At 62.0% G+C, this 14,321-nt stretch carries 19 protein-coding genes; 13 read left to right on the forward strand and 6 right to left on the reverse strand.

Annotation, left to right across the window (positions count from 1 at the left end; all coding sequences use genetic code 11):
* Positions 1 to 11: 11 nt before the first annotated feature.
* The 3 genes from AB4N33_RS24780 to AB4N33_RS24790 form a co-directional block, all read right to left on the reverse strand.
* Positions 12 to 1,277 (reverse strand): ABC transporter permease, encoded by a 1,266-nt coding sequence (locus AB4N33_RS24780; RefSeq protein WP_476458436.1) that lies wholly within the window; start codon positions 1,275 to 1,277, stop codon positions 12 to 14.
* Between the two features lies 1 nt (position 1,278).
* The gene (locus AB4N33_RS24785; protein WP_460120465.1) at positions 1,279 to 1,989 is read right to left on the reverse strand and encodes an ABC transporter ATP-binding protein; all 711 of its coding nucleotides are present in this window, start codon (positions 1,987 to 1,989) and stop codon (positions 1,279 to 1,281) included.
* A 138-nt stretch (positions 1,990 to 2,127) separates the two neighbouring features.
* On the reverse strand, positions 2,128 to 2,718 hold the full coding sequence (locus AB4N33_RS24790; protein WP_476458437.1) for a DUF2796 domain-containing protein: 591 nt from the start codon (positions 2,716 to 2,718) through the stop codon (positions 2,128 to 2,130).
* Positions 2,719 to 2,854: 136 nt separating this feature from the next.
* On the opposite strand from AB4N33_RS24790, the gene AB4N33_RS24795 reads away from it, so the two are divergent.
* Positions 2,855 to 3,202 carry a hypothetical protein gene (locus tag AB4N33_RS24795; RefSeq protein WP_460120469.1) on the forward strand — a complete coding sequence of 116 codons (348 nt, stop codon included), beginning with the start codon at positions 2,855 to 2,857 and terminating at the stop codon, positions 3,200 to 3,202.
* On the opposite strand, the gene trxA is transcribed toward AB4N33_RS24795, so the two are convergent.
* The 3 genes from trxA to AB4N33_RS24810 all read right to left on the reverse strand — a co-directional run bounded on the left by trxA (position 3,199) and on the right by AB4N33_RS24810 (position 5,365).
* Positions 3,199 to 4,071, reverse strand: a complete 873-nt coding sequence (gene trxA / locus AB4N33_RS24800) for a thioredoxin (RefSeq protein WP_476458438.1) — start codon at positions 4,069 to 4,071, stop codon at positions 3,199 to 3,201. The genes AB4N33_RS24795 and trxA overlap by 4 nt on opposite strands.
* 176 nt (positions 4,072 to 4,247) lie before the next feature.
* Positions 4,248 to 4,904 carry a class I SAM-dependent methyltransferase gene (locus AB4N33_RS24805; RefSeq protein WP_476458439.1) on the reverse strand — a complete coding sequence of 219 codons (657 nt, stop codon included), beginning with the start codon at positions 4,902 to 4,904 and terminating at the stop codon, positions 4,248 to 4,250.
* Positions 4,901 to 5,365: a YbaY family lipoprotein gene (locus AB4N33_RS24810; protein WP_460120475.1), complete on the reverse strand. Its 465-nt coding sequence runs from the start codon at positions 5,363 to 5,365 to the stop codon at positions 4,901 to 4,903. The genes AB4N33_RS24805 and AB4N33_RS24810 overlap by 4 nt, the downstream gene beginning before the upstream one ends.
* A gap of 127 nt (positions 5,366 to 5,492) precedes the next feature.
* Between AB4N33_RS24810 and nrdR the strand changes: the two genes are divergently transcribed.
* The 12 genes from nrdR (at position 5,493) to AB4N33_RS24870 (ending at position 14,276) form a co-directional block, all read left to right on the forward strand.
* Positions 5,493 to 5,957 (forward strand): transcriptional regulator NrdR, encoded by a 465-nt coding sequence (gene nrdR / locus AB4N33_RS24815; RefSeq protein ID WP_460120476.1) that lies wholly within the window; start codon positions 5,493 to 5,495, stop codon positions 5,955 to 5,957.
* Entirely contained in the window at positions 5,954 to 7,087 is a 1,134-nt protein-coding gene (gene ribD / locus AB4N33_RS24820; RefSeq protein ID WP_476458440.1) for a bifunctional diaminohydroxyphosphoribosylaminopyrimidine deaminase/5-amino-6-(5-phosphoribosylamino)uracil reductase RibD, read from the forward strand. Before nrdR ends, ribD begins: the two co-directional genes overlap by 4 nt.
* Positions 7,088 to 7,132: 45 nt before the next feature.
* Entirely contained in the window at positions 7,133 to 7,798 is a 666-nt protein-coding gene (locus AB4N33_RS24825; protein ID WP_460120480.1) for a riboflavin synthase, read from the forward strand.
* Between the two features lie 16 nt (positions 7,799 to 7,814).
* Complete coding sequence (ribBA, locus tag AB4N33_RS24830; protein ID WP_460120481.1) at positions 7,815 to 8,906, forward strand: bifunctional 3,4-dihydroxy-2-butanone-4-phosphate synthase/GTP cyclohydrolase II; 1,092 nt, start codon at positions 7,815 to 7,817, stop codon at positions 8,904 to 8,906.
* A 91-nt stretch (positions 8,907 to 8,997) separates the two neighbouring features.
* Complete coding sequence (gene ribH / locus AB4N33_RS24835) at positions 8,998 to 9,474, forward strand: 6,7-dimethyl-8-ribityllumazine synthase (protein WP_224541369.1); 477 nt, start codon at positions 8,998 to 9,000, stop codon at positions 9,472 to 9,474.
* Positions 9,471 to 9,971, forward strand: coding sequence for a transcription antitermination factor NusB (nusB, locus tag AB4N33_RS24840; protein ID WP_460140838.1), 501 nt, complete (start codon positions 9,471 to 9,473; stop codon positions 9,969 to 9,971). The genes ribH and nusB overlap by 4 nt, the downstream gene beginning before the upstream one ends.
* A gap of 18 nt (positions 9,972 to 9,989) precedes the next feature.
* Entirely contained in the window at positions 9,990 to 10,955 is a 966-nt protein-coding gene (thiL, locus tag AB4N33_RS24845; RefSeq protein WP_476458441.1) for a thiamine-phosphate kinase, read from the forward strand.
* Positions 10,952 to 11,455 (forward strand): phosphatidylglycerophosphatase A family protein, encoded by a 504-nt coding sequence (locus AB4N33_RS24850; protein ID WP_368555575.1) that lies wholly within the window; start codon positions 10,952 to 10,954, stop codon positions 11,453 to 11,455. Before thiL ends, AB4N33_RS24850 begins: the two co-directional genes overlap by 4 nt.
* Positions 11,456 to 11,478: 23 nt before the next feature.
* Positions 11,479 to 12,210, forward strand: coding sequence for a substrate-binding periplasmic protein (locus AB4N33_RS24855; protein WP_460120487.1), 732 nt, complete (start codon positions 11,479 to 11,481; stop codon positions 12,208 to 12,210).
* A gap of 232 nt (positions 12,211 to 12,442) precedes the next feature.
* Positions 12,443 to 13,060 carry a GTP cyclohydrolase II gene (gene ribA / locus AB4N33_RS24860; protein WP_460120489.1) on the forward strand — a complete coding sequence of 206 codons (618 nt, stop codon included), beginning with the start codon at positions 12,443 to 12,445 and terminating at the stop codon, positions 13,058 to 13,060.
* On the forward strand, positions 13,057 to 13,476 hold the full coding sequence (locus tag AB4N33_RS24865; protein WP_460120491.1) for an MFS transporter: 420 nt from the start codon (positions 13,057 to 13,059) through the stop codon (positions 13,474 to 13,476). Before ribA ends, AB4N33_RS24865 begins: the two co-directional genes overlap by 4 nt.
* Positions 13,476 to 14,276, forward strand: a complete 801-nt coding sequence (locus tag AB4N33_RS24870; RefSeq protein ID WP_476458442.1) for a cobalamin-binding protein — start codon at positions 13,476 to 13,478, stop codon at positions 14,274 to 14,276. The genes AB4N33_RS24865 and AB4N33_RS24870 overlap by 1 nt, the downstream gene beginning before the upstream one ends.
* Positions 14,277 to 14,321 lie beyond the last annotated feature (45 nt).

Here is a 14,321-nt window from a genome sequence, read left to right on the forward strand (position 1 = left end):
GTTCAACTTCCTCATAAACGGATCGACAGGCCATCGGCCAGGGATTGGCGATACGCGCGCCAGGCCGGCACGCTGCCCATCAGCAGAGCAGCGATCAGGATGCCACCGAGCAGCGTCCATTCATATTCGCTTGGCCAGGCCAGCGGCAGATACAAACCGTAATTGGCCTGCACGTAACCCTGTGCAGCGGCGATGCCCACGTACAGCAATGCCACGCCGGCAATCACCCCCGACAGCGCCAGGGCGAACGCCTCCAGCACCAGCAATGTCGCGACGTGCCATGGCCGGGCGCCAACCGAGCGCAAAATCGCCATCTCGCGACGGCGCTCATTGAGACTGGTGAGAATCGCCGTCAGCATGCCGATCAACCCGGTCAGCACCACGAACAACGACACCACGAACAAGGCTTTTTCCGCGGTGCTCATCAAACTCCACAGCTCTTGCAGCGCCACGCCCGGCAGGATCGCCAGCATCGGCTCGCCGCGAAATTCGTTGATCTCGCGTTGCAGGGCGAAGGTGGAAATCTTGCTGTTGAGGCCCAGCATGAACGCTGTGATCGCCTGGGGTGTCAGGTCCATGTTGCGTGCCTGATCGGCGCTGATCCGCCCGTTGCCCCGCGCCGGGACACCGTTGTGCCAGTCGATGTGAATCGCCTCCATGCCGCCGAGGCTGATGTGCAACGTGCGGTCTACCGGGGTGCCGGTGCGTTTGAGAACGCCCACCACGGTGAAGGGTTTATCGTCGTGCTTGACCAGGCTGATCGCGGCAACACCGTGGGCCAGCACCAGTTTGTCACCGAGTTTGTAATGCAGTGCCTCGGCCACTTCTGCGCCCAGTACCACTTCAAACGGATCGATGGCGAAGGCGCGTCCGTCCGCCAGCTCCAGATGCTGCTGGCGCCCATATTGATAATGCTCGAAGTACGCCTCGGTGGTGCCCATGACGCGATAGCCGCGGTGGGAATCGCCCAGGGACATCGGGATCGCCCACTTCACTTTCGGGTTGTTGGCGAAGTGTTCGAAGCTGTCCCAGCGAATGTTGTTGGTGGCGTTGCCGATGCGGAACACCGAATACAGCAGCAGGTTCACCGAGCCCGAGCGGGCGCCGACAATCAGGTCGGTGCCGCTGATGGTGCTGGCGAAGCTGGCCTTGGCCTCGGTTCGCACACGCTCCACTGCCAGTAGCAGGCAGACCGACAGGGCGATGGCGAAGGCGGTGAGGATCGCGGTGAAACGGCGGTTAGCCAGGCTGGCCATCGCTAGACGAAACAAATACATCTCAGACCTCTGCGGGCGTGGCGGCGCGATTGAGTTCGGCCAGCGACAGGTTGCGATCGAACAGCGGCGCGAGGCTCTGGTCATGGCTGACGAACAGCAGGCTCGATCCCGCTTCACGGCACTCGGCAAACAGCAGGCGGATGAAATTTTCCCGCGCGTCGTAGTCCAGGGCCGAAGTGGGTTCGTCCGCGATCACCAGTTCCGGTTGACCAATCAACGCGCGAGCGGCAGCCACCCGTTGTTGCTGGCCGATGGACAGCGAGTCGGCGCGCCGACCCAGGATGCTTTCATCCTTCAAGCCCAGATGCGCGAGCAGCGTCGCTGCGGCCTGGTCGACGCTGCCGTGGCGCTGCTTCGCGCGTTCGGCGCGCAGCCTGGAAAAGTGGCAGGGCAACTCGACGTTCTCGCGCACCGAAAGAAACGGCAGCAGGTTGAACTGCTGGAAGATGTAGCCGGTGTGGTCGACACGGAAGCGATCACGGGCTCCGGCGCCCAGTTCAGTGAGTTCCTGGCCGAGCAGGCGGATGCTGCCGCGATCCGGCTTCTGCACGCCGCCAAGCAGCCCGAGCAGGGTGGTCTTGCCACTGCCACTGGGGCCCTTGAGGAACAGGGTTTCTCCGGGCTCTAGGCGAAACGCCGGGATGTCCAGCAGTGGCGGGTGACCGGGCCAGCTGAAGCCCAGGTCTGACAGTTCGATGAGTGCTTGGGTCATGTGAAACCGATTGGGTGAATGACTCGTTACTTACCCTGTAGGAGCGAGCTTGCTCGCGATGGACTCAAGACTTGCGCAGGGCATCATTCCAGCCCGCGTTATCGTTGACCTCCATCGGGAGCATTCAAGCGTCAGGAGTTAGAACTTCAGCGCCGCTGCCTTGGACGTCACTTCAACACCTTGCTGGCCGCTCGGGCTGATCAGTTGTACCTGAATTTTCTGGGTGGCTGGAAAGGTATTGAAGATGTTTGCCAGATCCAGGGTGTTCAGCGCGCCAGGCGTGGCGCAGGTGAATTGGTAGTGAGCGTGGATTTCGCTGTGCTCGTGGTGGTGCTCGCCCTTGGCGTCCTCGTCGTGGTCGTGATCATCGTCGGCCTCGGGTTTGTCACCGAACAACGGGCTTTCCAGTGCCTGGCTCGCGACCACACAACCGGCAGCTTTCGGCAGACTGAACAGGGCCAATGGCTTTTCAAGCTGTGCGCGGACAGCAGCGACCTTGGCCTTGTCGGCGTCGGTCGTGGCGGCGTGTTCGAACCCCACCAGGTTCATCGCAGGGCTTTCCAGCTCAAGCTCCAGGGTCTGACCATCGAGCGCGGCATTCAGGCGGCCGACGCCATGTTCGTGGGCACCGAGGCTGCCGTGCTCATGGTCGTGGTTATGTTCTTGCGCCGCCTGAGCGACAGCAAGTGGCAACAGGGCGAACGGCAAAGCGAGGAGCAAACGACGCATGGGGAAGTCTCCGGAACCTGAGATGAATAATTTGTTATGTAATCTTATAACGTTGGTGCGCAGAGTTTGACTGTCTGCTTGGCGTTGCACAAGTCCCATGGGAGCATGTGAGCCAGAAATGTGCGGGAGCAGACTTATGGTGCGGATACGCGGAACCATCGGCGACTGGCCGGTGGATTTGACCCTGGAGATGGACGACGCCGACTGGGCGCGGCTCGGAGCACAGGTTCAGGTGGACAAACCTGAAGCCAGTGCGGCGCCGACCCGAGCGCAAAGCCAGGACGACACGCAATGGCAAATCGCGAAGGATCTGCTGCGCAAGGCAGGGCAATTGACCGGGCCGGATTTGCTCGATCAGTTGCAAGGGCTGACCGGCAACGGGGCGTCAGGCAAACGCCTGCTGGTGCGCCTGCGCCATTGTGCCGAGGTGAAAGTGTCGAGCGGCGGGGACACGCCGCTCTATAGCTGGATCGGTCAGGCTTAATACAAGGCAGCGAACAGTTTGCGGCGATAAGTGGTCACCAGTGGGTGATCATTGCCCAGCAGTTCGAACACTTGCAGCAAGGTCTTGTGTGGCAAGCCCTCGCTGTAGCTGCGGTTACGGATGAACAACTTGAGCAGCGCATCCAGGGCCGCGTCGTACTGCTGGCGCGCCAGTTGCTGGATCGCCAGTTGATACACCGCTTCATCGTCCTGCGGATTTTTCGCCAGGCGCGCCTTCAGGTCCGCGGCGTCCGGCAGATCCCTGGCCTGGCCGAGGAACTTGATCTGCGCCTTTGCACCTGCCAGGGCCGCTTTGTGCTCATCGGTCTTGACCGCGTCGAGCACGGTTTGAGCCTCGCCCAGCTCACCGCGCTCGGTCAGGCAGCGGGCGTAGAGAATCAGCGCCCTGGCGTTGGTATTGTCTTCACCCAGCAGCACGGTGAGCACGGCTTCGGCATCAGCGAAACGGCTCTCGTCGAACAGCGCCTGGGCCTGTTCGAGCGGGTCGGCTGCGGCCGGAGGCGGCATCTGCACATGCGGCTCGAGCATCGCCCGCACGGCCGACTCCGGTTGAGCACCGGCAAAACCGTCTACAGGCTGGCCATCCTTGAACAGCACCACGGTCGGCAGGCTGCGAATACCGAAGCGGGCCACGATGTCCTGTTCGACATCGCAGTTCACCTTGGCCAGCAGCAACTCGCCCTGATAGCTCTCGGCAATGGTCTGCAGCATCGGCATCAGCACTTTGCAGGGCGCACACCACTCGGCCCAGAAGTCCACCAGCACCGGCTTGTGAAAGGAGTTCTCGATCACCGACTGCTCGAAGTCGGCGGTCGTGGCGTCGAAGATGTAGGGCGTTTCCTGACTCATGGGGGATCTCTTGGCAAGCTAGATTGGGTTCACTATACGGCTTGGCGGGGGGTGGCCGGAAGCGCCCCTGTAGGAGCGGACTTGTCCGCGATGGTGGCCAACGATGACGCGGGGTACCTGATGCCCAGCGGTGGTGCTGAATCCATCGCGGACAAGTCCGCTCCTGCAGGGGGATTTTAACGCCGGCGTGCGTGATACAGGCTCACATGCCGAAACTCCTCGGGTTCGGCCAGGTCCGGCAGGGTTAATGCCTGCAACATCTCGATGCGCTGATACGTCGGGTGACGAAAGTCCCGGACGCGCGAATCAGCCACCAGTGCTTCCTTGCCGCGATTCAGGAACTGATCGAGCAGCGGCAGGTTGGCTCGGTCATACAGCACGTCGGCCACCAGGATCAGGTCGAAGCGGTCGGTTTCGGCGAAAAAGTCCGCCGAATATTCCAGCTGCACATTGTTGAGTTCGGCGTTCGCCCGGCAAGCGGCCAGTGCCAGCGGGTCGAGGTCGCAGGCCACCACTTCCAGCGCGCCCGCTTTCACCGCCGCTATCGCCGCGACCCCGGAGCCTGCGCCGAAATCCAGCACGCGCTTGCCCTTGACCCAATGGGGAAACTCGGCGAGGTAACGGGCCACCGCCAGCCCGCTGGCCCAACAGAAACTCCAGTACGGCGGTTCATGCAGAATCCGTCGCGTTTCTTCGGGACTGAAGGCGCGGTCCATGCGGTCGCCGTCGATCAGCCAAAGCTTGAGCTCGGTGTCCGGCAACTCACACGTCACCAGTCGTGCATCGCCCAACAGTTCACTCAATGCCTGTTGCAGGTCCTGCGGTGCCATCATGGTGCTTTGACAAATTGCAGCTCGCCCAGGGCCTGGGTCGTCGGCTGGGTAATGAGCTGCGAGGGCAGATGCAGAATCAATTGGCCAGATTGGCTGGCGCGACCGCGCAGTTCAACCCGGGCTCCGACGGGAAAGGCATCCGGGTTGAAGCGCAGGTGAAAGGGCAGCACCTGGTTGGTGCCGATCAGGCTGGAACTGGCGAGCAATTGTTGCGGACGGTCCTTTTCGTCGATCACCAGCAGGGCCAGTTCTACCTCGGCGCCCTCCGGGACGCCTTGCAGCGTGCCGCTCAGTTCGCGTTGGTAAGCGGGCAGCGGGCCGAGCTCTGTTGCCTGTCGGGCTTTCTTCTGTGCCGCCTGGGGGGCAGGGCCGGGAGTGGGCGGCTGGGGCTTGGGGGCGTCACTGCCGCAGGCCACCAGCAAGCTGAAAACACTGAGCAGTACGAGCGGTTTTAGGGGCATTAGGTGCTCCAGCAAGATGAAATCCATGAATTGACACGATTGCCAGTCTGTATACCGCAAACCCTATGGCTTGTCTTGCCACGGGGATGCGCTACCATGGCCCTCCCTTTTTTTGTTGCCTGCCACCATGCACTGTCCCTTCTGCGGTGCCAACGACACCAAGGTCATCGACTCGCGTCTGGTCGCCGAGGGCGAACAGGTGCGCCGCCGGCGCGAATGCCTGGCCTGCGGCGAGCGTTTCACGACGTTCGAAACCGCTGAGCTGGTGTTGCCGCGCCTGATCAAAACTGACGGCAGCCGTCAGCCATTCGACGAAGATAAACTGCGTGCGGGCATGCAGCGGGCGCTGGAAAAGCGCCCGGTGAGTGTCGAACGCCTTGAATCGTCATTGGTGCACATCAAGCACAAACTGCGCGCCACCGGCGAGCGCGAGGTCAAATCCCTCGTAGTCGGCGAACTGGTGATGACCGAGCTGAAAAAGCTCGATGAAGTCGCCTACATCCGTTTCGCCTCGGTGTATCGCCGCTTCCAGGACCTCAACGAGTTCCGCGAAGAGATCGATCGCCTGGCCAGTGAGCCGGAGAAAGAATGAGCGCGTCTGCCGAGCAAGCCATCCTCGATGCCCATTACATGGCTCGCGCCCTCGAACTGGCGCGCAAGGGTCATTACACCACTCACCCCAACCCACGGGTCGGCTGTGTGGTGGTGCGTGATGGGCAGATTGTCGGCGAAGGCTGGCACGAGCGCGCTGGCGAACCCCATGCCGAGGTTCACGCCCTGCGCGCGGCGGGTGACAAGGCCAAAGGCGCCACCGCCTACGTGACCCTTGAGCCGTGCAGCCACCACGGTCGCACGCCGCCCTGCGCCGATGCGCTGGTGAATGCCGGCGTCGCCCGCGTGGTGGCAGCGATGCAGGACCCGAATCCGTCGGTCGCCGGACGCGGCCTGCAGCGCCTGGCAGAGGCCGGGATCGCTGTCGAAAGTGGCGTGCTGGAAAGCGAGGCGCGCCACCTCAATCAAGGTTTCCTCAAGCGCATGGAACACGGACTGCCTTTTGTGCGGGTCAAGTTGGCCATGAGCCTGGATGGCCGCACGGCGATGGAAAACGGCGAGAGCCAATGGATCACGGGCGCAGCCGCACGTTCGGCGGTGCAACGCCTGCGTGCCCAGGCCAGCGTCGTCCTGACTGGCGCCGATACCGTGCTGGCCGATAACGCCCGCTTGACCGTGCGCGCCGATGAGCTGGGCCTCGATGCCGGGCAAACCGCGCAGGTCATGAGTCGCCCGCCGCTGCGGGTGTTGATCGATGGCCGTCTGCGGGTGCCGCTGGATGCGCCGTTTTTCAAGGCCGGCCCGGCGCTGGTCGCTACCTGCATGGCCGTTGAGGAACAGTACGCCAACGGTCCGGAGTGCCTGATCGTGGCCGGCGGCGATGGCTTGGTCGACTTGCATCAGTTGCTGGTCGAACTGGCCCGTCGAGGTGTCAACGAAGTGTTGGTCGAGGCCGGCCCGCGCCTGGCCGGTGCCTTCGCTCAACAAGGCCTGGTGGATGAATTCCAGATCTTCATTGCCGGCAAGTTTCTCGGGTCCACGGCCAGGCCGCTGCTGGACTGGCCACTGGTGCACATGAAGGATGCGCCCGAGCTCAAAATCACTGACATTCGCGCGGTGGGCGATGACTGGCGAGTCACTGCCATTCCTGCACCCAAGGCGAGCGTATAATCCCCGGCTGCGCCACACGACGGCCCTGTTCTCGAGGAGAACTCCATGTTTACCGGCATCATCGAATCCATCGGCAGTATTCGTGCATTGACCCCAAAAGGCGGAGATGTGCGGGTACATGTAGAAACCGGCAAGCTCGATCTGAGCGACGTCAAACTGGGAGACAGCATTGCGGTAAACGGTGTGTGCCTGACTGCAGTCGAACTGCCGGGCAATGGTTTTGCAGCAGATGTCAGCCGCGAAACCCTCGACTGTACCGCCATGAACGATCTGAAAAGCGGAAGTCCCGTCAATCTGGAAAAAGCCCTGACACCCACCACTCGCCTCGGCGGGCATCTGGTCAGCGGTCACGTCGATGGCGTGGGTGAAGTGGTTGCCCGCACCGAGAACGCGCGCGCCGTGGAGTTCCGCATCCGCGCACCGAAAGAACTGGCCAAATACATCGCCCACAAAGGCTCGATCACCGTCGACGGCACCAGCCTGACGGTAAACGCAGTCGATGGCGCCGAGTTCCTGCTGACCATCATCCCGCACACCCTCAGCGAAACGATCATGGCGTCTTACCAGCCGGGTCGCCGGGTGAATCTGGAAGTCGACCTGCTGGCCCGTTACCTGGAGCGTCTGCTGCTGGGCGACAAGGCCGCCGAGCCAAACGCTTCAAGCACCATTACCGAAAGCTTTCTGGCCGCCAACGGCTACCTCAAATCCTGAAAGAAGGGGGTGCCCTGTGGCGCTCAATAGCATCGAAGAACTGGTTGAAGACATCCGCCAAGGCAAGATGGTCATCCTCATGGATGACGAAGACCGCGAGAACGAAGGCGACCTGATCATGGCCGCCGAGTGCTGCCAGCCCGAGCACATCAACTTCATGGCCAAGCACGCCCGTGGCCTGATCTGCATGCCGATGAGCCGCGAGCGTTGCGAGTTGCTCAAGCTGCCGCTGATGGCGCCGCGCAACGGTTCCGGTTTTGGCACCAAGTTCACCGTGTCGATCGAGGCCGCCACCGGCGTGACCACCGGCATCTCCGCCGCCGACCGCGCGCGCACCGTGCAGGCTGCGGCTGCAAAGGATGCCAAGGCTGAAGACATTGTCAGCCCAGGTCACATCTTCCCGCTGATGGCCCAGGCCGGTGGCACGCTGGCTCGCGCCGGCCACACCGAAGCGGCCTGCGACCTGGCGCGCATGGCCGGTTTCGAGCCAAGCGGCGTGATCTGCGAAGTGATGAACGACGACGGCACCATGTCCCGTCGCGCTGAACTGGAAACCTTTGCCGCCGAGCACAACATCAAGATTGGCACCATCGCCGACCTGATTCACTACCGGATGATCCATGAACGTACCGTTCAGCGGATTGCCGAGCAGCCGCTGGACAGCGAACTGGGCCAATTCAACCTGGTGACCTATCGTGATTCCGTGGAAGGCGACGTGCACATGGCCCTGACCCTGGGCAATGTCTGCGCCGAGGAGCCAACCCTGGTGCGGGTGCACAACATGGACCCGCTGCGCGACCTGTTGATGGTCAAGCAACCCGGCCGCTGGAGCCTGCGTGCCGCCATGGCCGCGGTAGCCGAAGCCGGCAGTGGCGTGGTACTGCTGCTCGGTCACCCGCTCGATGGTGACGTGTTGCTGGCGCATATTCGCGAAAGCACCGATCAGGCCGTCGTGAAAAAACCGACCACCTACAGCATCGTCGGTGCCGGTTCTCAGATCCTGCGGGACCTGGGTGTGCGCAAAATGCGCCTGATGAGTGCGCCGATGAAGTTTAATGCGATATCCGGTTTCGACCTGGAAGTTGTAGAATACGTGCCCTCCGAATAAGGATCGGTTGTTCCCGGCCCTGTATTCGCGGTTCAAATATCACTGAGGGACGCGCATTAGACGCGTCCCGGCTCTTTAAGAGATCTATCGAATGACCCTGAAGACCATCGAAGGTACGTTCATCGCCCCTAAAGGCCGCTACGCTCTGGTAGTAGGCCGTTTCAACAGCTTCGTCGTTGAAAGCCTGGTCAGCGGTGCCGTTGACGCCCTGGTTCGCCATGGCGTGAGCGAAAGCGACATCACCATCATCCGTGCCCCTGGCGCCTTCGAAATTCCGCTGGTTGCGCAGAAAGTCGCTCAGAAGGGCGAATTCTCGGCAATCATCGCCCTGGGTGCGGTCATTCGTGGCGGTACTCCGCACTTCGAATATGTGGCTGGCGAATGCACCAAGGGCTTGGCCCAGGTGTCCATGGAGTTCGGTGTACCGGTCGCTTTCGGCGTACTGACCGTTGATTCCATCGAGCAAGCCATCGAACGTTCCGGCACCAAGGCCGGTAACAAAGGTGCTGAAGCTGCCCTGTCCGCTCTGGAAATGGTCAGCCTGCTGGCGCAGTTGGAGGCCAAGTGATTAGCGACGATAGCGATCGTTTCAACCCGCGCGATCCCAAGCCTGCGGATGCTGGCAAACCATCGAAAAGCGCCAAGCGCCGCGAAGCTCGTCAGCTCGCGACCCAGGCGCTGTATCAATGGCACATGGCCAAGCAGTCGCTGAACGAGATCGAAGCTCAGTTCCGGGTCGATAACGATTTCACCGATGTCGATGGCGCGTATTTCCGCGAAATCCTCCACGGGGTTCCGCAGTTCAAGACTGAAATCGACACCGCGCTCAAGCCTTGCCTGGACCTGACCATCGAAGAGCTGGACCCGGTTGAACTGGCCGTTCTGCGCCTGTCCACCTGGGAGCTGCTCAAGCGCGTCGACGTGCCGTACCGCGTTGTCATCAACGAAGGTATCGAGCTGGCGAAAGTCTTCGGTTCCACCGACGGCCACAAATTCGTCAACGGCGTACTCGACAAGCTGGCCCCAAGCCTGCGTGAAGCTGAAGTGAAGGCGTTCAAGCGCTGATCCGCGCTTGCATCTGCGATGGGTGAGTTTGAGCTGATTCGCAACTTCTTCGCCGCCGCGCCTTGTGCGCAGGGCGGCGAAGGTGTTGCCCTCGGGATCGGCGATGACTGCGCCCTGCTGGCTGTTCCCGCCGGGGAACAACTGGCGATTTCCACCGACACCCTGGTGGCCGGTGTGCATTTTGCCGATCCTTGCGATCCGTTTCTGCTCGGCCAGCGCTCGCTGGCCGTGGCCGTCAGCGACCTGGCGGCCATGGGCGCCGCGCCCGTTGCCTTTACCCTTGCCCTGACCTTGCCGACGGTGACCGCCGATTGGCTGCAAGCCTATGCCCGTGGTTTGAACGTGATGGCGCAGCAATGCAGCGTGGCGCTGGTGGGCGGCGATACCACACGCGGGCCGTTGAGCCTGACCGTGACCGTGTTCGGTCGCGTGCCGGCCGGCCAGGCGTTGACCCGCAGCGGCGCCCGGGTGGGCGATCTGTTGTGCGTTGGCGGCGATCTGGGTAATGCCGCAGGCGCGTTGCCACTGGTGCTCGGCCAACGCACGGCGCCCGCTGAGGTCACCGATGCCCTGCTGGCACATTACTGGTCGCCAAGTCCGCAACTGGCGCTGGGGCAGGCACTGCGTGGCAAAGCCACTTCAGCGCTGGACATCTCCGATGGCCTGCTCGCCGACTGCGGGCATATCGCGCTTGCGTCGAAGGTCGGCATTCAGGTTGAACGGGACCGATTGCCGTTGTCGAAAGCCTTGGTGGCCTTTCTCGGCGCGTCTGGTGCGCAAGAGGCGGCACTGAGCGGTGGCGACGATTACGTGCTGGCCTTCACCTTGCCGTCCGTCGAGTTGCCGCGCCTGTTGGCAGATGGCTGGCCAATCCATGTGATCGGGCAAGTCGTAGCGGGGCAGGGCGTTGTGCTGCTCGATACCGATGGACAAGACATCACCCCGCAGACACGGGGTTATCAACATTTTCGGGAGACAACGTGACAGATCATCCCAAACAGGTGCCGGCAGAGTTCGTTCCGCCGTCGGTCTGGCGCAATCCCTGGCATTTTCTCGCGTTTGGCTTCGGTTCGGGCACCTTGCCCAAGGCGCCAGGCACTTGGGGGTCGCTAGTTGCGCTACCCTTCATCCCGTTGTGGCAAATGTTGCCAGACTGGGGTTACTGGCTGATGTTGGGCATCACCATGCTGTTCGGCTTCTGGCTGTGCGGCAAGGTGGCCGACGATTTACGAGTGCACGACCACGAAGGCATCGTCTGGGACGAAATGGTCGGTATGTGGATCACCCTTTGGCTGGTGCCTGAAGGCTGGTACTGGTTGCTCGCGGGTTTTGTCGTGTTCCGTTTCTTCGACATCCTCAAACCGTGGCCGATACACTGGGTCGACCGGCATGTGCATGGCGGCGTCGGGATCATGCTCGACGACGTACTGGCCGGGGTGTTTGCATGGCTGGCGATGCAAGGGTTGGTATGGATCTTCGCCTGATTGGCGAGAAAAGGAGGGCTGGGATGGCTCGGCGCTGGTTGGCGGTGATGGTATTTGCGGTGTTCGGCGCTCTCGCCCAGGCGGGAGAGGACATGACGACGCCCACGGTCATTCATCTGGCCAGCGAAGACTGGGAGGACTACACCGCCGCCGACGGCCATGGCCTGGGCTGGGACGTTCTGCGCGAGGTGTTCGAACCGGCCGGGGTCAAACTGGACATCCGCACCGAACCCTACACCCGCTCCATCGGCCTGGCTCAGCACGGCGAAGTGGACGCGTGCGTGGGTTCCTACCATAAGGAAGTCAGCGACCTGCTGTACCCACGCTGGAACTTCGATACCGATCACATCTATGCCCTGGGCCTGGCGAGCAGTCCGGTGCCAACAGCGCAGACCCTGGGCAATTATCGACTGGCCTGGGTTCGTGGCTACGATTACCAGGATCGCTTGCCCAACGTGACTCGTTATAACGAAGTCGTGCGCCGTACCGGCATTCTTTCGATGCTCCTGCACAACCGCGTGGACTACTACATCGACGCGCTGACAGAGGTGGATTACGTGATCCGCCGGGCCAAGGACCCGTCGCTTTTCCGGCGTACGCACGTTGCCGAGCTGCCGCTGTACTTGTGCTTTGCCGACAACCCCAAGGCGCGAAAATTGATGGCGCTGTTCGACCAACGTATGGACTTGTTGGTGAAAAACGGCCAGTTGAAACCGATCTTCGAGCGCTGGAAGCAGCCATACCCCTTTGAATAGCCCGCCATCCCTGTAGGAGCGAGCTTGCTCGCGATGGCGGTCTTTCGGTCGGCGTTGTAGTCGCCTGACACACCGCCATCGCGAGCAAGCTCGCTCCTACAGACAGCGATGAGCGAGCAGCGATCAAACATTTGGATCGTTATGCCCCATAATTCAGCCTAAGCGTCTCTCGGAACGTGCTGTTACAATGCCGCCTCTGTGAAACTCCAGTACCTAGATCAGGAGCACCCCGGTGTCCGTCGTTTTTGTCGCCGCTTGCAAGCTGCCAATGCCCTTTGCGCAATTCACCATGCATGGTTTCCTCGATGAGGAAAGTGGGCGAGAGCACGTCGTGCTGAGCCTGGGTGAGTTCGACGACGGCACGCCGGTACTCGGGCGTTTGCACTCCGAATGCCTGACCGGTGACGCTCTGTTCAGCCAGCGCTGCGACTGCGGCTCGCAACTCGAAGCCGCGCTGCGGGCCATCGCCCGTGAAGGCCGTGGCGTATTGCTGTATCTGCGCCAGGAAGGCCGGGGCATCGGTCTTTTGAACAAGATCCGCGCCTATGAATTGCAGGATGGCGGTGCCGATACCGTGGAAGCCAACGAGCGCCTGGGTTTCGCCGCCGACCAGCGTGACTACGCCATGTGCCTGCCGATGCTTGAACACATGGGGGTGAAGTCCCTGCGCCTGATGACCAACAACCCGCGCAAGGTCAAAGCCCTGACCGACATGGGCATCGTGGTCGCCGAGCGTGTGCCGCTGCACACCGGCCATAACCCGCACAACAAACTCTATCTGGCGACCAAGGCGACAAAGCTCGACCATATGATGGGGAACGAGCACCAGGGCGAGGTAGATCGGGCGTGACCCGTGGCCAAGTGCGACGGCGACTGGCCGTCAGTTGGTGGCAATACCTGGCGCTGGGTCTGTTGCCACTGTTCGTGATCAATGGCGTGTTTGGCACCAGTGAGCCATTTCTGCCGGTGCTGGCGATGCCAATGTTCATCGCCGGCATGGCATCGATGTTTGTCAGCTTGAAGTTTTTCAATCGCTACAAACATGCATTGATTGCCACCGGAAAAGCCCTCGATACGCCTGAAGAGCCCGCTGCCTGGATCATCCTGGCCGCCCGACGTCGCGCGGCCTTTCTCGCGGCTGGCCTGCCCGCCTGGATCGGCGCTCTGGCCGTGTTCGTAGGGTTGGAGGCGGTGCCCCTGGTGCTGTTGGCCATTTCGACTGCCGTGCTGTTTTACCTCTACCGCATCCCGCGTCAACTCAGCTGATGCCGCGTGCCTGGCTGGCGGTTCTGTTACTGGCTGCCAGCGGTTTGGCCAGCGCTGCCGAGCGTGTCGTCAGCCTTGCGCCGTCATTATCCGAAGTCGTGATTGAACTGGGCTCCGCCGACCTTCTCGTTGGTGTGCTGGATGCTGGAGAGCGCCCGGTTGAAATCAGGTCGCTGCCGTCCGTGGGTCGTTATGGCCAATTGAACATCGAGCGCCTGCTCAGCCTGCAACCCGACTTGCTGCTGCTTTGGCCTGGCAGCGTGGGTCCGGCCCAACGTGACCAGCTCAAGCGCCTGGGTATCCCCACCTACGTCGCCGAACCGCACGACCTTGAGCAAATGACCGCGCAAATCGAATCCATTGCCGTGCAACTGGGTCGACCCGAGCGTGGCGCTTCATTGGCCAGCGGCTTGCGCGAACGCCTGGCATCGCTGCGCCAGCGGTATCGGCGTGATGAGCCACTGCGAGTGTTTTATCAGGTCTGGGATCGCCCGCTGTATACCGTCGGCGGCGGACAGATCATCAGTGATGCGCTTCAGGTTTGCGGGGCACGCAACGTGTTCGCCGACCTGACGCTGCCGGCGCCGCAGGTCAGTGTCGAGGCCGTGTTGCAGCGTAATCCCGAGGTGATCCTGGCCGGTGATCAGGCGCAGCTCAATGCGTGGCGGGCCTGGCCGCAGGTGGCTGCGGTGGCGGGTGACAGGTTGCTGCTGGTGACTGACAAAGGCCTGGAGCGGCCGAGTGGGCAGATGGTTGAGGCGACGGCCAGGTTGTGCCGGGTGATTGCGCCTGACCGTTGAACCGAGGTGCGGCTATCGCGAGCAAGCTCTCTCCTACAGGGGGTT

Source organism: Pseudomonas sp. S1_E05, from assembly GCF_056337105.1.

Coding starts and splice junctions, on each gene's coding strand:
- AB4N33_RS24780 (WP_476458436.1), bottom strand. CDS start 1,277: ATGTATTTGTTTCGTCTAGCGATGGCCAGCCTGGCTAACCGCCGTTTC.
- AB4N33_RS24785 (WP_460120465.1), bottom strand. CDS start 1,989: ATGACCCAAGCACTCATCGAACTGTCAGACCTGGGCTTCAGCTGGCCC.
- AB4N33_RS24790 (WP_476458437.1), bottom strand. CDS start 2,718: ATGCGTCGTTTGCTCCTCGCTTTGCCGTTCGCCCTGTTGCCACTTGCT.
- AB4N33_RS24795 (WP_460120469.1), top strand. CDS start 2,855: ATGGTGCGGATACGCGGAACCATCGGCGACTGGCCGGTGGATTTGACC.
- trxA (WP_476458438.1), bottom strand. CDS start 4,071: ATGAGTCAGGAAACGCCCTACATCTTCGACGCCACGACCGCCGACTTC.
- AB4N33_RS24805 (WP_476458439.1), bottom strand. CDS start 4,904: ATGATGGCACCGCAGGACCTGCAACAGGCATTGAGTGAACTGTTGGGC.
- AB4N33_RS24810 (WP_460120475.1), bottom strand. CDS start 5,365: ATGCCCCTAAAACCGCTCGTACTGCTCAGTGTTTTCAGCTTGCTGGTG.
- nrdR (WP_460120476.1), top strand. CDS start 5,493: ATGCACTGTCCCTTCTGCGGTGCCAACGACACCAAGGTCATCGACTCG.
- ribD (WP_476458440.1), top strand. CDS start 5,954: ATGAGCGCGTCTGCCGAGCAAGCCATCCTCGATGCCCATTACATGGCT.
- AB4N33_RS24825 (WP_460120480.1), top strand. CDS start 7,133: ATGTTTACCGGCATCATCGAATCCATCGGCAGTATTCGTGCATTGACC.
- ribH (WP_224541369.1), top strand. CDS start 8,998: ATGACCCTGAAGACCATCGAAGGTACGTTCATCGCCCCTAAAGGCCGC.
- thiL (WP_476458441.1), top strand. CDS start 9,990: ATGGGTGAGTTTGAGCTGATTCGCAACTTCTTCGCCGCCGCGCCTTGT.
- AB4N33_RS24855 (WP_460120487.1), top strand. CDS start 11,479: ATGGCTCGGCGCTGGTTGGCGGTGATGGTATTTGCGGTGTTCGGCGCT.
- AB4N33_RS24870 (WP_476458442.1), top strand. CDS start 13,476: ATGCCGCGTGCCTGGCTGGCGGTTCTGTTACTGGCTGCCAGCGGTTTG.